The 13,793-nt window shown below is 62.5% G+C and carries 14 protein-coding genes and 2 tRNA genes; 8 read left to right on the top strand and 8 right to left on the bottom strand.

Annotated features, from left to right (window positions below; genetic code table 11):
• Positions 1-7: 7 nt before the first annotated feature.
• A tRNA-Leu gene (locus ACX2DJ_RS05445) sits at positions 8-92 on the bottom strand.
• 130 nt (positions 93-222) lie between these two features.
• Between ACX2DJ_RS05445 and ACX2DJ_RS05440 the strand changes: the two genes are divergently transcribed.
• The 3 genes from ACX2DJ_RS05440 to ACX2DJ_RS05430 are packed head-to-tail and all read left to right on the top strand — an operon-like array spanning position 223 to position 2,529.
• Entirely contained in the window at positions 223-507 is a 285-nt protein-coding gene (locus tag ACX2DJ_RS05440) for a DUF3297 family protein (protein WP_462571420.1), read from the top strand.
• Positions 508-558: 51 nt separating this feature from the next.
• Positions 559-1,986: a ribosome biogenesis GTPase Der gene (gene der, locus ACX2DJ_RS05435; RefSeq protein ID WP_462571419.1), complete on the top strand. Its 1,428-nt coding sequence runs from the start codon at positions 559-561 to the stop codon at positions 1,984-1,986.
• A 6-nt stretch (positions 1,987-1,992) separates the two neighbouring features.
• Positions 1,993-2,529, top strand: a complete 537-nt coding sequence (locus ACX2DJ_RS05430) for a DUF2721 domain-containing protein (RefSeq protein WP_462571418.1) — start codon at positions 1,993-1,995, stop codon at positions 2,527-2,529.
• Between the two features lie 55 nt (positions 2,530-2,584).
• On the opposite strand, the gene ACX2DJ_RS05425 is transcribed toward ACX2DJ_RS05430, so the two are convergent.
• The 4 genes from ACX2DJ_RS05425 to ACX2DJ_RS05410 all read right to left on the bottom strand — a co-directional run bounded on the left by ACX2DJ_RS05425 (position 2,585) and on the right by ACX2DJ_RS05410 (position 5,367).
• The gene (locus ACX2DJ_RS05425; RefSeq protein WP_462571416.1) at positions 2,585-3,046 is read right to left on the bottom strand and encodes a hypothetical protein; all 462 of its coding nucleotides are present in this window, start codon (positions 3,044-3,046) and stop codon (positions 2,585-2,587) included.
• Between the two features lie 186 nt (positions 3,047-3,232).
• Positions 3,233-3,712, bottom strand: coding sequence for a bacterioferritin (gene bfr / locus ACX2DJ_RS05420; protein WP_462571415.1), 480 nt, complete (start codon positions 3,710-3,712; stop codon positions 3,233-3,235).
• Between the two features lie 116 nt (positions 3,713-3,828).
• Positions 3,829-4,017, bottom strand: a complete 189-nt coding sequence (locus ACX2DJ_RS05415; RefSeq protein WP_462571414.1) for a (2Fe-2S)-binding protein — start codon at positions 4,015-4,017, stop codon at positions 3,829-3,831.
• A gap of 69 nt (positions 4,018-4,086) precedes the next feature.
• Entirely contained in the window at positions 4,087-5,367 is a 1,281-nt protein-coding gene (locus tag ACX2DJ_RS05410; RefSeq protein ID WP_462571411.1) for a DUF418 domain-containing protein, read from the bottom strand.
• Between the two features lie 215 nt (positions 5,368-5,582).
• Between ACX2DJ_RS05410 and ACX2DJ_RS05405 the strand changes: the two genes are divergently transcribed.
• From ACX2DJ_RS05405 to ACX2DJ_RS05395, 3 genes are read left to right on the top strand one after another with little or no spacing between them, the layout of a single operon-like run.
• Positions 5,583-6,299: an AAA family ATPase gene (locus ACX2DJ_RS05405; RefSeq protein WP_462571410.1), complete on the top strand. Its 717-nt coding sequence runs from the start codon at positions 5,583-5,585 to the stop codon at positions 6,297-6,299.
• 12 nt (positions 6,300-6,311) lie between these two features.
• Positions 6,312-6,749 carry a hypothetical protein gene (locus ACX2DJ_RS05400; RefSeq protein ID WP_462571409.1) on the top strand — a complete coding sequence of 146 codons (438 nt, stop codon included), beginning with the start codon at positions 6,312-6,314 and terminating at the stop codon, positions 6,747-6,749.
• Positions 6,750-6,780: 31 nt separating this feature from the next.
• The gene (locus tag ACX2DJ_RS05395) at positions 6,781-8,163 is read left to right on the top strand and encodes an SPOR domain-containing protein (protein WP_462571408.1); all 1,383 of its coding nucleotides are present in this window, start codon (positions 6,781-6,783) and stop codon (positions 8,161-8,163) included.
• 66 nt (positions 8,164-8,229) lie between these two features.
• Here the strand turns inward: ACX2DJ_RS05395 and ACX2DJ_RS05390 are convergent, their stop codons facing one another.
• The 3 genes from ACX2DJ_RS05390 to ACX2DJ_RS05380 form a co-directional block, all read right to left on the bottom strand.
• Complete coding sequence (locus ACX2DJ_RS05390; RefSeq protein ID WP_462571407.1) at positions 8,230-9,045, bottom strand: hypothetical protein; 816 nt, start codon at positions 9,043-9,045, stop codon at positions 8,230-8,232.
• A 71-nt stretch (positions 9,046-9,116) separates the two neighbouring features.
• On the bottom strand, positions 9,117-10,349 hold the full coding sequence (locus tag ACX2DJ_RS05385) for a dihydroorotase (protein WP_462571406.1): 1,233 nt from the start codon (positions 10,347-10,349) through the stop codon (positions 9,117-9,119).
• On the bottom strand, positions 10,346-11,377 hold the full coding sequence (locus ACX2DJ_RS05380; protein ID WP_462572558.1) for an aspartate carbamoyltransferase catalytic subunit: 1,032 nt from the start codon (positions 11,375-11,377) through the stop codon (positions 10,346-10,348). The genes ACX2DJ_RS05385 and ACX2DJ_RS05380 overlap by 4 nt, the downstream gene beginning before the upstream one ends.
• A gap of 334 nt (positions 11,378-11,711) precedes the next feature.
• Here ACX2DJ_RS05380 and sppA point away from each other — a divergent pair, with 334 nt between their 5' ends.
• Positions 11,712-13,592 carry a signal peptide peptidase SppA gene (gene sppA / locus ACX2DJ_RS05375; protein ID WP_462571405.1) on the top strand — a complete coding sequence of 627 codons (1,881 nt, stop codon included), beginning with the start codon at positions 11,712-11,714 and terminating at the stop codon, positions 13,590-13,592.
• A 75-nt stretch (positions 13,593-13,667) separates the two neighbouring features.
• Positions 13,668-13,742 (top strand) — tRNA-Val (locus ACX2DJ_RS05370).
• The last annotated feature ends 51 nt before the right edge of the window (positions 13,743-13,793 follow it).

Here is a 13,793-nt window from a genome sequence, read left to right as displayed (position 1 = left end):
GGCGAACTGGTGCGGGCGAAGGGACTCGAACCCCCACATCTTGCGATACTGGTACCTAAAACCAGCGCGTCTACCAATTCCGCCACGCCCGCTAGCCCGAACGAAGCCGCGCGCGCAGAAACAGCCCGCAACGCGTGTAGGGGAGCGCCATTAGTCGTGCAGGCGCGAAAGGGCAAGCGGAAGCCGCTTGTTTGGTCGTCTCGACGCGACTAAGGGCCGCGCATGACTGAGAAACCCGCACAAGACACCCCGCCCAACCGCCTGTCGGTCAACCCGCGCAGCGAATATTTTGATGCCGACAAGCTGCAGCGCGGCATCGGCATTTGCTTCAAGGACCGGGTGCGGACCGACATCGAGGAATATTGCATTTCCGAGGGCTGGGTGCGCGTTCAGGCCGGCAAGACGATGGACCGCAAGGGCAACCCGCTGACGATCAGGCTCAATGGTCCGGTCGAAGCCTGGTACGAAGACCTGGGCGAGAGCCCGCCGGTCGCAAAAAAGGGCTGATCTTGCACTTGGCTTGCCAAGTGGCAGGTTAAGGGCCACTTGCAGGCGCACATGAAACCACAGGTCATCATTATCGGCCGCCCAAATGTCGGCAAGTCCACGCTGTTCAACCGGCTGGTGGGCAAGAAGCTTGCGCTGGTCGATGACCAGCCGGGGGTGACGCGCGACCGCCGTATGGGCAATGCCGAAGTGGCCGGCATGGCATTCACCGTGGTCGATACGGCGGGTTGGGAAGACGAGGATGCGGACACGCTGCCCGGCCGCATGCGCGCGCAGACGGAGGTAAGCCTGGAAGGCGCGGATGCGGCGCTGTTCGTGATCGATGCGCGCGCTGGCATCACACCGCTTGACGAGGAAATCGCACGTTGGCTGCGCGAACAGGATATTCCCGTGGTGCTGGTGGCCAACAAGGCCGAAGGCAGGGCGGGCGAAGCAGGCGTATATGAAAGCTATTCGCTTGGCCTGGGCGAACCGGTTGCGCTTTCCGCCGAGCACGGCGAAGGGGTGGCGGACCTGTTTGGCGCGCTGTGGCCGATTATCGGCGAGAAGGCAGACGCTGCCGAGGCGGAAGCGGAGTTTGCTGCTAGCGAAGATGAGGATGCACCGCTTGGTCCGCTCAAACTAGCCATCGTCGGCAGGCCCAATGCGGGCAAGTCCACGCTGATCAATCGCCTGCTGGGTCAAGAGCGGTTGCTGACCGGCCCGGAAGCCGGGATTACCCGCGATTCGATTGCGGTTGACTGGCAATGGACCGATCCGAAGAGCGGCGAGACGCGCGACGTCCGCCTGATCGACACTGCCGGTATGCGCAAGAAGCGCAATGTCGTCGAAAAGCTGGAGAAGCTCAGCGTCGCCGATGCCCGCCGCGCGGTCGATTTTGCCGAAGTGGTGGTACTGCTGCTCGATGCGACGCAGGGGCTGGAGCATCAGGACCTCAAGATCGCCGACATGGTGTTGCAAGAAGGGCGCGCGCTGATGGTGGCGATCAACAAGTGGGATGTTGCTGGTCAGACTGGGCACGAAGACGCCTCAAAGCTGTTCAACGGCATTCGCGGTGCACTTGACGACGGATTGGCGCAGGTGCGCGGCCTGCCGCTGTTCGCCGTATCCGCCAAGACCGGCAAGGGCCTGGACGATATGCTGCGCGCAGCCTTTGAAATCCGCGACAGCTGGAGCAAACGCGTGCCGACCGCAGCGCTCAACCGCTGGTTTGACGATGCGCTGGAGGCCAATCCGCCGCCCGCGCCCGGTGGCCGCCGGATCAAGCTGCGCTATATCACCCAGGCCGGCACCCGGCCGCCGCGGTTCGTTATTTTCGGCACGCGGCTGGAATCCCTTCCCACAAGCTATGAACGCTATCTGGTGAATTCGATCCGCGCAAAGCTGGGCTTTGATGCTGTGCCGGTGCGGTTGCTGCTGCGAAGCCCCAAGAACCCTTTCAATGCCAACAAGGGCGGTGGCGGAAATTTCAGCGGGTAATGGGTGATGTTGTTCGATTTTCTCGCCAGTAACGTTAACCTTGCCGTGGAACTGCTCGAACGCACATCCAGCACTGTGCGCGTGCAGGAAATCGTGCGCCTCAGCCTCGCCCCAGCCTTCCTGCTCGCAGGTATCGGCGCGATCATGAACGTGATGATGAGCCGACTGATCTGGGTGGCGGAACGGATCGAGCGGCTTGAGGCTCGCACAAAGGGAAAACGGAACCCGCGCGCCACGCGCGAACTCGCCTGGCTCGAGCGACGCCGCCAGCTGGCCCAGCGTGCAGTGGTATTCTCGACCTCGGCAGCGCTGATTATCTGCGTGGTGATAGCGCTGCTGTTCATCAGTGCTTTCATCAAGCCGCAGATCGGAACGCTGACTGCAGTGTCCTGGATCATGACCATGGCTCTGCTGATCACCGCACTGGTGCATTTCGTGCTCGAAACGCTGGTCGCGGCGCGCGGCCACGATGCGCGGGCAGAGGCCGAAGCCGCTCAAGAATGCGAGCCCACGACCGGCGCGGCTGATCAAGGGCAAGAATAAGGGGCGAAGCGCACGGCGCCCCGCCCCAAAATTCCGACCTCAAAGACCGCTCCGCTTATTTCATCTTCAATTCGCGCAGCACATAAGTGCCCTTGATCTCGCGGATCTTGTTGTAAAGCTCGAGCACGGTCTTGTTACTGGATGCCTGGTTCGCTTTGCCCCACGCATCCATGAACTTGTCATATTCCGCCTTATCGGCATCGAGCGAAGCCATGCTGGGATAAGTTATCCGCAGCACCAGGTTCACTTCGTTGCTGCCATAGGGCACCACATAGATGCCGTAGGACGAAACCTGGCCGATCGACTTGGCCGCTTCATTGGCCCTGACCCAGGTTTGCCTCAAACCTTCAAGATAGGTGTTGAGCTGCCCTTCGTCGACCTTGACATATGTCAGTTCGATCACTTCCTTTTGCGGCGTGTAGTCTTCCCATTCCTGCAGCTGGGCTGCGGCAGGCGTTGCGAGAGCCATTGCCGTAGCAGCCACGGCCCCAAATCCGATTGATTTCAGAAATTTCATTTTGTACCCCATTCGTTTCAGGTGACTGCGACCCGAAAGCTGGATGGTGTACGACCCCGTTTTGCATTTGCACGCACCCAAAGCCGTAGCTGGGCCTGATTCGTTGCAGAGTCAAACTGATAACTCAACGAAGTAGCTGCCGCCGGGGCTCGCCGCTGCCAGAACACCGCGCGGTTTAAGCGGGGTTTAACCTTCAGCTGGCTTGCTCTGCAGCTGAACATAGTTTTCCAGGCCCATGCGTTCGATCATGTCGAACTGGGTTTCAAGGAAATCGACATGCTCCTCTTCACTTTGGAGGATGCCCGCAAACAAGTCGCGGCTGACATAGTCACGCACCTTCTCGCAATGCGCGATCGCATCCTTGAGCAGCGGGATCGCTTCCAGCTCGACAGCGAGATCGGCCTTGAGGATCTCCTCCACCGTCTCGCCCACCTTGAGTTTGTGGATCGCCTGGAAATTGGGCAGAGCGCCCAGAAACAGGATCCGCTCGGCAAGCTGATCGGCATGCTTCATCTCGTCAATCGATTCGTGCCGCTCATATTCGGCCAGGCGGGTCACACCCCAATCATGCAGCACGCGGTAGTGCAGCCAATACTGGTTGATCGCGGTCAGCTCGTTTGTCAGTGCCTTGTTGAGGAACTTTATGACTGTGGCATCGCCCTTCACGGCGCATCTCCTATAGCTGAAGCGGGTCGGGCACAATTATGCGGGGCGCAGGCAGGATTGGCAAGCCATGCAGTCCGCCAGCCGCCGGTATTCCGCGCCTTGTGAGAAATTCAGGCTCAGGCCGCGACGGATCGCAGACCGCATGCGCGCTCTTCAAGCAGGATGTCTTCGGCTTCGACCAGGCACTGGCGGCAATTGGGCTGTTTTCCCAGCGCCGCATAGGCCGCTTCGGCATCGCCGACCACGTGCTGCGCGACGCGGCGCAGCTCTGCTTCCCTGATGGCATTGCAGATGCAGACATACATCAGCTGTGTTCTCCTGCGAGCGATTCGCAAACACCAATTTATGCGAATTATTCGCAATAGCAAGGGCTGTCAGCGCCGCATGGCAAAAATCCTGCCATAGGTCAGGCAACGCCACAGCCATTCGAGCGGGCCATAACGGAACCGGTCCAGCCATGGCTTCGACCACAACAGCATCAACACCCAGGTCACCGCCACCACCAGGTAGAGCTGCGGGCGATCGAGCCTGCCGAACAGGCCCAGCGCCCAGCCGTGAAAGACGAACAGCATCACGATCGACGTGCCCAGGTAATTGCTGAAGGCCGCCCGGCCCGCAGCCGAAATCCGCTGCCCCAACCAGCCGGTCGCACGCGGCGCATAGAGCGATAGCAGCGCGGCCAATCCCAACACCATCACCAGCCGCGGCACCGGACTGATCCCGACGAAGGCCGCAAGGGTCCCGTAATAGGTCAAACCGCCTGCCATGGCCCACAGCGCAATGATCAGGTGAAGCGCGCCGCCCACGATAACCCCTGCCCAGCCCCAGCGGCGCTGCTTCCCGGGATCGAACTCGCCGCTGAACAGACCCATGCGGTAAAGCGCCATGCCAATCAGCATCAGCGGCAAGGTTTCCATGAAGAACAGCGTGATATTGGCCAACGGCTCAGAGCCATGCTCCTTGAACCGATGCACGACATATCCCGCGTAATCGCCCGATTGCACGATTTCTGTTTCAATCACGTCATCGGACAGTGCCTCCTGCTTGGCAACCTCCAGCTCCGCGCGCATCTCGCTGAAGTTTGCCTGCTCGCCCAGGTCCGTGTCCGCCACCAGCGGCAGCGGCGCCATCATCACCGCGTACATGAAAGCGCCGGCGAGATAGCCCCATATTCCGACCTTGAGCTGGGTTTGCGCCCGCCAGCCGACCATTAGCAGCACCGCCAGGCCGATTGCCGCGTAGTAAAACAGTATGTCCCCGCGCCAGATGAAGAAAAAGTGGACCAGGCCGAAGACGCCCAGCCAGAACAATCGCCGCGCCTGCAGCCAGCGCGTGGCGCCGCGCGCCCAGGCCCGCTCCATGAACAGCATCATCCCGGCCCCGAACAGCAGCGTGAACAGCCCCCGCATCTTGCCATCGACAAGCACAAATTGCGCCGCCCACAGCCAGTCCGAAGTGACGCCATGTTCGGTGAGGAAGCCCGCCGGATACATATAGGCGCCGAAAGGCTGGCCGAAAGCCACGATATTCGCCGCCAGGATTCCCATCACGGCGATGCCGCGGATGAAATCCAGGCTGGCGATCCGCTCGTTCGAAGTGGCAGGTTGCAGCGGTGCCGCCGCCTGCCCATTTTCCAGACTGTCCAGATCGCCCACCCGTTCCCCCTGCGAAGCATCCCGATAGAGCCCCGTATCACAGCTAGCCCGTCACAAGAAGGAGGCAAGGCTCTGTTGCTTTTCTTGATGCTCCGATCTTAACCGCAAAGCGGATTTGAGCGCCGACGTTAACCCAAAATTAGGGGTATCCTGCGATCCCGGTGGAACGGAAGTGCCCGCTTGCGGGTGAATTTGGCCTTATAGGGGGACCAGCGTTGCGTGTACTAGCATTGGCATCGCAGAAAGGCGGATCGGGCAAGACGACCCTGTCCGGACATCTGGCAGTCCAGGCCCAGCGTGCTGGCGCCGGACCTGTCGTGTTGATCGATATCGATCCGCAAGGCTCGCTTGCCGATTGGTGGAACGAGCGCGAAGCAGAATACCCTGCTTTCGCCCAGACCACCGTCGCTCGCCTTGCCAACGACCTGCAGGTACTGCGCCAGCAGGGCTTCAAGCTGGCAGTAATCGATACGCCGCCGGCAATCACCATGGCGATCCAGTCAGTCATTTCAGTGGCTGAGCTGATTGTTGTGCCGACCCGCCCCAGCCCGCACGATCTGCGCGCCGTGGGTGCGACGGTTGACCTGTGTGAACGGGCCGGCAAGCCACTGGTGTTCGTGGTCAACGCAGCCACGCCCAAGGCAAAGATCACCTCGGAAGCTGCCGTTGCGCTGTCACAGCATGGCACCGTAGCCCCGATCACGCTTCACCATCGCACCGACTTTGCCGCCTCGATGATCGATGGCCGCACGGTGATGGAAGTCGATCCCGAAGGCCGCAGCGCAGCTGAAGTGACCGCGCTGTGGAAATACATCTCCGACCGGCTCGAAAAGAATTTCCGCCGCACCGTCTTTGCGGCCCCGGGGTCGCAATCACAAATGCCAGGTGTGAACCGTCCAGCTGGCGGCTTTGGCCGCCGCGTCGCTCAATAAGGAGCGCGCAAGATGACCGAAGCCAGCTTTGCTTCCCTCAATCCAGCGCTGCTGGCCCGCAAAGGTGGCGCCAAGCCCGCGATGCGCCCGCAGCTTGGGCCAATTCCAGCCGGCGAGGCTGCCAATCTGGAAGATCTGGGCTGGAACGATATGGGGCAGGATGACGGCACCAATGTCGTGCCGATCAATGTCGCTTCAAATGACGAAGCGCCGATGGTCACACTCGCGACGAAGAAAGCCAGGCCGGCTGCAAGGCGCGGTTCGGCACTGAAACGCGGCAAGCGCGCGGCGTTTACATTGCGGCTTGATGCAGAGCGCCACCTGAAGCTTCGCCTCGCCGCCACGATCAAAGGTGAAAGCGCGCAGCAAATCGTAACCGATGCGCTCGATAGCCTGCTTGCAGAATTCGAAGACCTGGATGCGCTTGCCGCAAAAATGACGCGCAAGTGACCGGAAATGCGTTGACTGAGGGGATAACCCAATGAGCCACACCGCTACCAACAAGCCCAAGATCGCACTTGCGCTCAGCACTGCACTCGTCAGCATCGCGCTGTCAGGCTGCGCCACTTCGACTGCTCCGCCTGCACAGGCTTCGATGGCCAAGGCACAGGTCGCACTGGAAAAGGGCCATGCCAGCAAGGCTGTGGCACATGCAGAAAGTGCCGTTCTGGCCGATCCGCGCAATGCACAGATGCGCGCCCTGCTTGGCGCCGCCTATCTTGAAGCCGGTCGATTCCAGGCCGCCGCCACCAGCTTCTCCGACGCGATCGAACTGGGCGACAACAATCCCCGCACCGCGTTGAGCTATGCCCTGGCACAGATCGCGCTGGGCAACAGCCACGAAGCTGTCGCCGCGCTCGACCGGGCGGAAGCCGATATCGATCCGGCTGATATGGGCCTGGCGCTTGCGCTGGCGGGCAACCCAAATCGCGGCGTTGCGGTGCTTTCAGACGCGCTGCGAGCCGGCCAGTCCACCCCGAAGGTGCGCCAGAACCTCGCCTATGCCTATGCCCTTCAGGGTAATTGGCGCGCCGCGCGCATCATGGTGGCCGAAGATGTGCCCGCCGATATGGTTTCCGACCGGATCGCCGAGTGGGCGCAAACTGCCGCGCCTGAACAATTCCAGTCCCGCGTTGCCGGGCTGCTCCAGGTCGAACCGACCTATGATGGCGGGCAGCCGGCGCAACTGGCTCTGGCCAATTTCCCTAGCCACGGCGCGATGGTGGCTGATGCTGCTTCCAGTGTCGAAACGCCGGTTGTTGGTACAAGTGCCGGGGGCGAACTCGCTTCCATCGAACCGGCCGTTCAGCCCTCACCCGAGCCCGGCCCTGCACCGCAGCGCGAACCCGCCCCGGCGCAAAGCGTAGCGGTGGCATTCGCCCAGAATCAGAGCTTTGCTCCGTCCGAACCCGCCGCCGTTGCCACCCGCGCGCACGCGGCCAAGGGGCCGGTCGTGCAACCGCTTCCGGCGAACTATAAGTCGGCTGAAACCAGCAAGCCTGCTGCGAAGTCGCCCCTTGCACCCAGTTCGTCACAGCGCCGCATGGCCGCCACGGCTGACAGCGGCAAAGGCACGCACCTTGTCCAGCTCGGCAGTTTCTCAAGCCGCGAGCATGCCGATCGCGCCTGGACCATTTATCAGAAGCGCTATCCCGAATTGTCTGGCCGCGACGTTGTGATCACCGAAGCGGTGGTGATGGGCAAGACCTACTTCCGCGTTGCCGCCGCCGGATTCGGTGCGCGCAGCGCCAGCGCGATGTGCGGTACGGTCAAGGCCGGTGGCAAGGGCTGTATTGCCTATGCCGAAAGCCGCCCGCTGCCCGGCGCCGTGGATCGCGGCATCCGCGTTGCTTCTTCTCGCTGACGGATCTCCTCCCGACACTTCAGCAAGATCGCCCCCGGCACCGCAAGGTTTCGGGGGCTTTTCTTGTCAACCGTAGAGATATTGCGGGGCGACCGAGTGCCACCACTGTGACCCCCACAGAAGATTGAGCGCAATACCGGTCGGAATCATCACGGCGGCGTAAATCCAGTAGGCTTTGTGGATCGAACGCTGGCGGTAGAGATCCCACAGGAACATCGGCGCGATGCAGAACAGCGGCCAGATGTCAGCCGTGAGCGGCGATTCCGGCAAGGAGTGGTAAAGAAACGGCATGCGATCGAGAGCGGCGGGCATGGGCACGATCGTTGCCAGTATTATCAACCGCTTGTGTAACCCTGAGTCCCGCTTGCGTGCCCTCAAGGCCAGATACACCAGCAGCAGGAAGCATACTCCAGCCCTGAGCTGCAACAAGGCTATGTCCGTCATGAAATCAAGGAAACCCTGCACTTGCAGCTGCACCTCGGCTGGCGCGTCAGCGGTAAATGCCAGGAACGAGCGGATATTGGTTGGCACCAGCACGACCCCGGCGATGACCAGCGCCGGCGCGAGCACCATACCCGCCACGCCAAGCTGCATATGCCATTGCCTGCGCCCCGTAGCCATCAAGGTAGTCTGAGCCAGAAGCAGAAGCATCCAACTGCCCATCAGGACAGCGTGAGCATGCAAGGCAAGCGGGAAAGGTGGTCGTTGGCCGGCTTCTACTGCAGCGATCTTTGCCAAGGAATCAGGCACAAAGCCTACAAGTACGACCGCAATCAACATTGCGGCCATGAAAACGTAAATCCAGCGATCAACGAACGATATCAGCGAGCTTGCCTGGACAGCGCTGGCGTTGGCATAGGCCGCTTCTACTTGGGTCGCCATATCCCCTCCCCCAAAAGGACGCGACCTTGGTTATGAGCATAGCGCAATTTGGCGGGCGATGGAAAGCGCTCTCAGTCGCCCACGCGCACCCCGCCCTTCCACAGCGCGGTGGCTCGTCCCTGCGCGGGCTGACCGTCGAACGGCGTATTGCCCGCGCTCGCGGCCATCTTGCCGCTGTCGACGATCCATGGCTTGTCGGGATCGACCAGCGCAACATCGCCTTCATATCCCTGCACCAGCAGGCCCGCCTCGACACCGAGCAGCGCGGCCGGGTTACCCGCCATCAGCGCAAATGCGCGGCTCATGTCGATCACCCCGTCGCGCACCAGCGTGAGCACCATAGCCAGCAGCGTCTCGGCCCCGGCCATGCCCGGTTCGGCATCGGCAAAGGGCAGCCGCTTGTCTTCCGGCCCGCGCGGATCGTGGCCAGAGGCGATAACGTCGATCGTGCCATCGCCAATCGCTGCGATCACCGCCTGCCGATCGGCCTCGCTGCGGAGCGGGGGTGAAAGCCGGGCGAAGGTACGGAAATCGCCGGTCGCGAGATCCGAAAGCATGAAATGCGCCGGGGTGACACCCGCAGTCACAGGTACGCCGCGAGCCTTGGCCGCACGCACCAGTTCAAGCGCGGCGGCAGTCGTGATCTGGCGGAAATGCAGCCGCGCCCCGCTCATCTCGGCCAGCGCGATATCGCGCGCCACCGCCAGCGCCTCAGCCCCGGATGGCGCGCTCGGCAAACCGAGCCGTGTCGCCATTTCACCGGCAGTTGCGGCCGCATCACCAACCAAACCGGCATCCTCGGCATGGCTCACCACCACCAGATCGAGCATGGCGGCATATTGCAGCAGCCGCAGCATCACGCCGCTATCGGCGATCCAGCGCCGCCCGGTTGCAACCCCGCGCGCACCCGCCTCCTTCATCAGGCCGATTTCGGCCAGCTCGCGTCCCTCCAGCGCCCGCGTCGCCGCCGCCAGAGGATGCACCCACAGATCGGGCTTGCCGCTCTTGGCGATGTAGCTGACCCGGCTGGGCAGGTCGAGCGTGGGAGACTGGTCAGGCATCAACGCTGCACGCGTGATCCCGCCAAAATGGAAGGCCGGCTTGTCGACCGCGAACACGCCCAGATCGACCAGGCCGGGCGTGACCAGTTGGCCCTTCGCGTCGATCACCACGTCGCCTTCCTGCGCCGCGACTTCACCAACCGCCGCGATCTGCCCTTCGACCAGGCGAATGGCGCCTTGGCTAACGCCCGCGGGCGTGACCAGGCGGCCGTTCCGGATCGTGAGGGGGGCCTGCTGCTTCATGCCCAGCCCTCCACCTGCCGCGCGCGCCGGGTGAGTATGTCGAGGCAGGCCATGCGCACCGCCACGCCCATTTCCACCTGGCGGGTGATGATCGAGCGATCGAGCATGTCGGCTACATCGCTGTCGATCTCCACCCCGCGGTTCATCGGCCCGGGATGCATCACCAGCGCATCGGGCGCGGCGCGTGACAGACGCTCTTTGGTGAGGCCGTAGAGGTGATGGTATTCGCGCGCGGAGGGAATGAACTGGCCCTGCATCCGTTCGGTCTGGAGGCGCAGCATCATCACCACGTCACTGCCGACCAGCGCGGCATCGAAATCATGGAACGGCTCTGCCCCCAACGCCTCGACGCCCGCAGGCATCAGCGCCGGGGGCGCGCACAGCCGCACTGAGGCACCCAGCGCCTGCAGGCACAGCAGGTTCGAGCGCGCGACGCGGCTGTGCAATATATCGCCGCAGATTGTGACCGTCAGGCCGGTGAAATCCTCTGCCTTCTCGCCCCTCGCCCGCAAGGCGCGCCGCAGCGCAAGCGCATCGAGCAACGCCTGCGTAGGATGTTCATGCTGCCCGTCGCCTGCATTGAGGACCGGGCAATCGACCTTGCTCGCGATCAGCTGCGTGGCCCCGCTCGATCCATGGCGGATCACGATCGCATCGGCGCGCATGGCATTGAGCGTGATGGCGGTGTCGATCAGCGTTTCGCCCTTCTTCACGCTGGACTGCGCGGCATGCATGTTGACCACGTCTGCCCCCAACCGCTTGCCCGCTATCTCGAAGCTCAGCAGCGTACGGGTCGAATTCTCGAAGAAGGCGTTGATGATGGTAAGGCCGGAAAGCAGATCATCATGCTTCGAACTGCGGCGGTTGAGTTCGATCCAGGGTTCGGCCTGATCGAGCACATAAAGGATTTCGTGCCGCTCAAGCTGGGCGATGCCGAGCAGGTCGCGATGCGGAAAGGCCAGCCTACCCGCAGGATAGCGGCTGGAATTCCTGCAGCTCGCGGCCTGGTTCTGTTCATATTCGGCCATGAATTCACGCAACCGGACTGCGGTGCTGCTGCGCAGATCACGCCCCGCCTTGAGCTGTGACACGAACGGCTTGTCATTGAGCGCCAACTCGCCAAAGCGGGTCTCGGACAATTCATGGCGAAGGCAAAATGCTTCAATTTCGTGGAGCAGGTCTTGCATGGCATCGGTCTCTAAGTTGGATTTAACCAACCGTCCAGTGCCTTTCCACCTTTTCCACTCCGGAAGTTGTTCGACGAGACATTTCGTTCGCTCAACCATTCCCTGGCGCGAATTGAGTGGAAGTTTGCGCAATCGCGCCTAACTTGGCGGGCAGAAGCAAGGGAATGCACGAATTATGAGCTTTGCAGGCAAGGTTTGGCGGTTGCTGGTCGGGATCAAGGACGGCCTGGTCCTGCTGTTCATGCTGCTGTTCTTTGCGCTGCTGTTTGCAGTGCTTTCAGCGCGGCCCAGCCCCGGCACGGTGCGCGATGGCGCGTTGCTGATCGAGCTTGACGGTTATGTGGTGGAAGAACGTGCCACGTTCGACCCGCTACAGGCGCTGTTGTCACAGCAAGCGCCGGTGGCCGAATACGAGGTAGGCGAGCTGGTCAGTGCACTTGACGCTGCGGCTGGTGACGATCGGATCAAGGCGGTCGCCATCGATCTGTCGCGCTTTCTTGGCGGCGGCCAGGTCCACCTGCAGGAAGTGGGCGAGGCGATGGCGCGGGTGCGTGATGCCGGCAAGCCGGTGCTGACCTATTCCTTCGCCTATGCCGACGACGGTTTGCATCTGGCCGCACACGCCAGCGAGGTATGGGTCGATCCCATTGGCGGAGCCATCGTGGCCGGCCCGGGCGGATCCTATCTGTTCTATGGTGATTTGCTCAAGGAATATGGCGTCAACGCCCGGGTCTATCGCGTGGGCACTTTCAAGGCCGCGACCGAGCCCTATACGCGCAGCAACTTCTCCGAACCGGCGCGCGAAAACATAGCCGCGCTTTACGGCGCGCTGTGGGAAGAGTGGCAAGCCAATGTCAAGAAAGCGCGCGCTGCCGCCCAGCTTGACCTTGTGACCGGCGATCCGGTGGCCTGGGTCCAGTCCGCAAGGGGCGACCTGGCCCAGGCGGCGCTTAACGCCGGGCTGGTCGACAAGCTGGGCGACCGCACCCAGTGGGGCGCCCGCGTAGCGGAATTGGCAGGGGAAGACAGCTGGAGCGATGCGCCCGGCGCTTTCGCCTCAACCGAGCTCAAGCCCTATCTGGCCGACATCGGGAGTGATCGCAGCGGCAAGGCAATTGGCATCATTACCGTGGCCGGCGAAGTGGTTGACGGCGAGGCTGGCCCCGGCACCGCAGGCGGCGACCGGATCGCCGATCTGCTCGACGATGCGCTGAATGCTGATCTCGCCGCGCTGGTGGTGCGGATCGATACGCCCGGCGGCTCTGTTACCGCGTCGGAGCAAATCAGGCGCGCAATCCTGCGCCACAAGGCCAAGGGCATCCCGATCGCCGTATCGATGGGCAATGTCGCGGCCAGCGCGGGCTATTCGATTGCCACCACTGGCGACCGCATCTTCGCCCAGCCCGAAACCATTACCGGCTCGATTGGTGTCTTCGCGGTTATCCCTACCTTCGAGGACACGGCAGCACGCTTTGGCATCAATGCCGATGGCGTGCGCACCACGCCGCTTTCGGGCCAGCCCGATCTCATCGCCGGCTTCACCCCTGAAGTCGACGCGATCCTGCAAGCCTCGGTCGAAGACAGCTATGCGGATTTCCTGCGCCATGTTTCGGACGGACGCGGAATCTCGACCCAGGAAGTCGACCGGATCGCGCAAGGCCGGGTGTGGGATGGCGGCAGCGCGCGCCAGCTGGGCCTGGTCGACCAGTTCGGCGGGCTCGATGACGCTCTCGAATGGGCGGCCAAACAAGCCAAGCTCGACAAGGGCAAATGGCACGCCAAGCGGTTGGGCACGCCGCCTTCGAGCTATGATTCACTGATCCGCCAACTACTGGTCGACAATGCCGAGGATAGCGGCGGCCAGGCCGATCTGTTCGGCCTGATGGCGCGGCAGCGCAGCGCCACATTCGCACAGATCGCCACCGACCTTGACCGACTGACAAAGGTCCAAGGTCTTCAGGCCTATTGCCTTGAATGCCCGCGCGAAGTGCGCGCAGCTCCTGAAACCGGGATCAATGGCTGGCTCGCCACGCTAGGGCGGCTGATCGCGCGCTAACGCCCGCACAGCGGCAACAGAGCGCTTGCCAATCGGCGCGCTGCATGGCAATGGCGCGCGCCTGTCCAGGCGGACGGGCGCGTAGCTCAGTGGTAGAGCACACCCTTCACACGGGTGGGGTCGCAAGTTCAATCCTTGCCGCGCCCACCATTTTTTTCAGATCCTTAGCTGGGCAGTTGCCCCCACCTCGGCGAGGGGAAC

This window comes from Altererythrobacter chaiwopuensis, from assembly GCF_054957755.1.
This window is presented reverse-complemented; position numbering and strand designations above follow the sequence as displayed.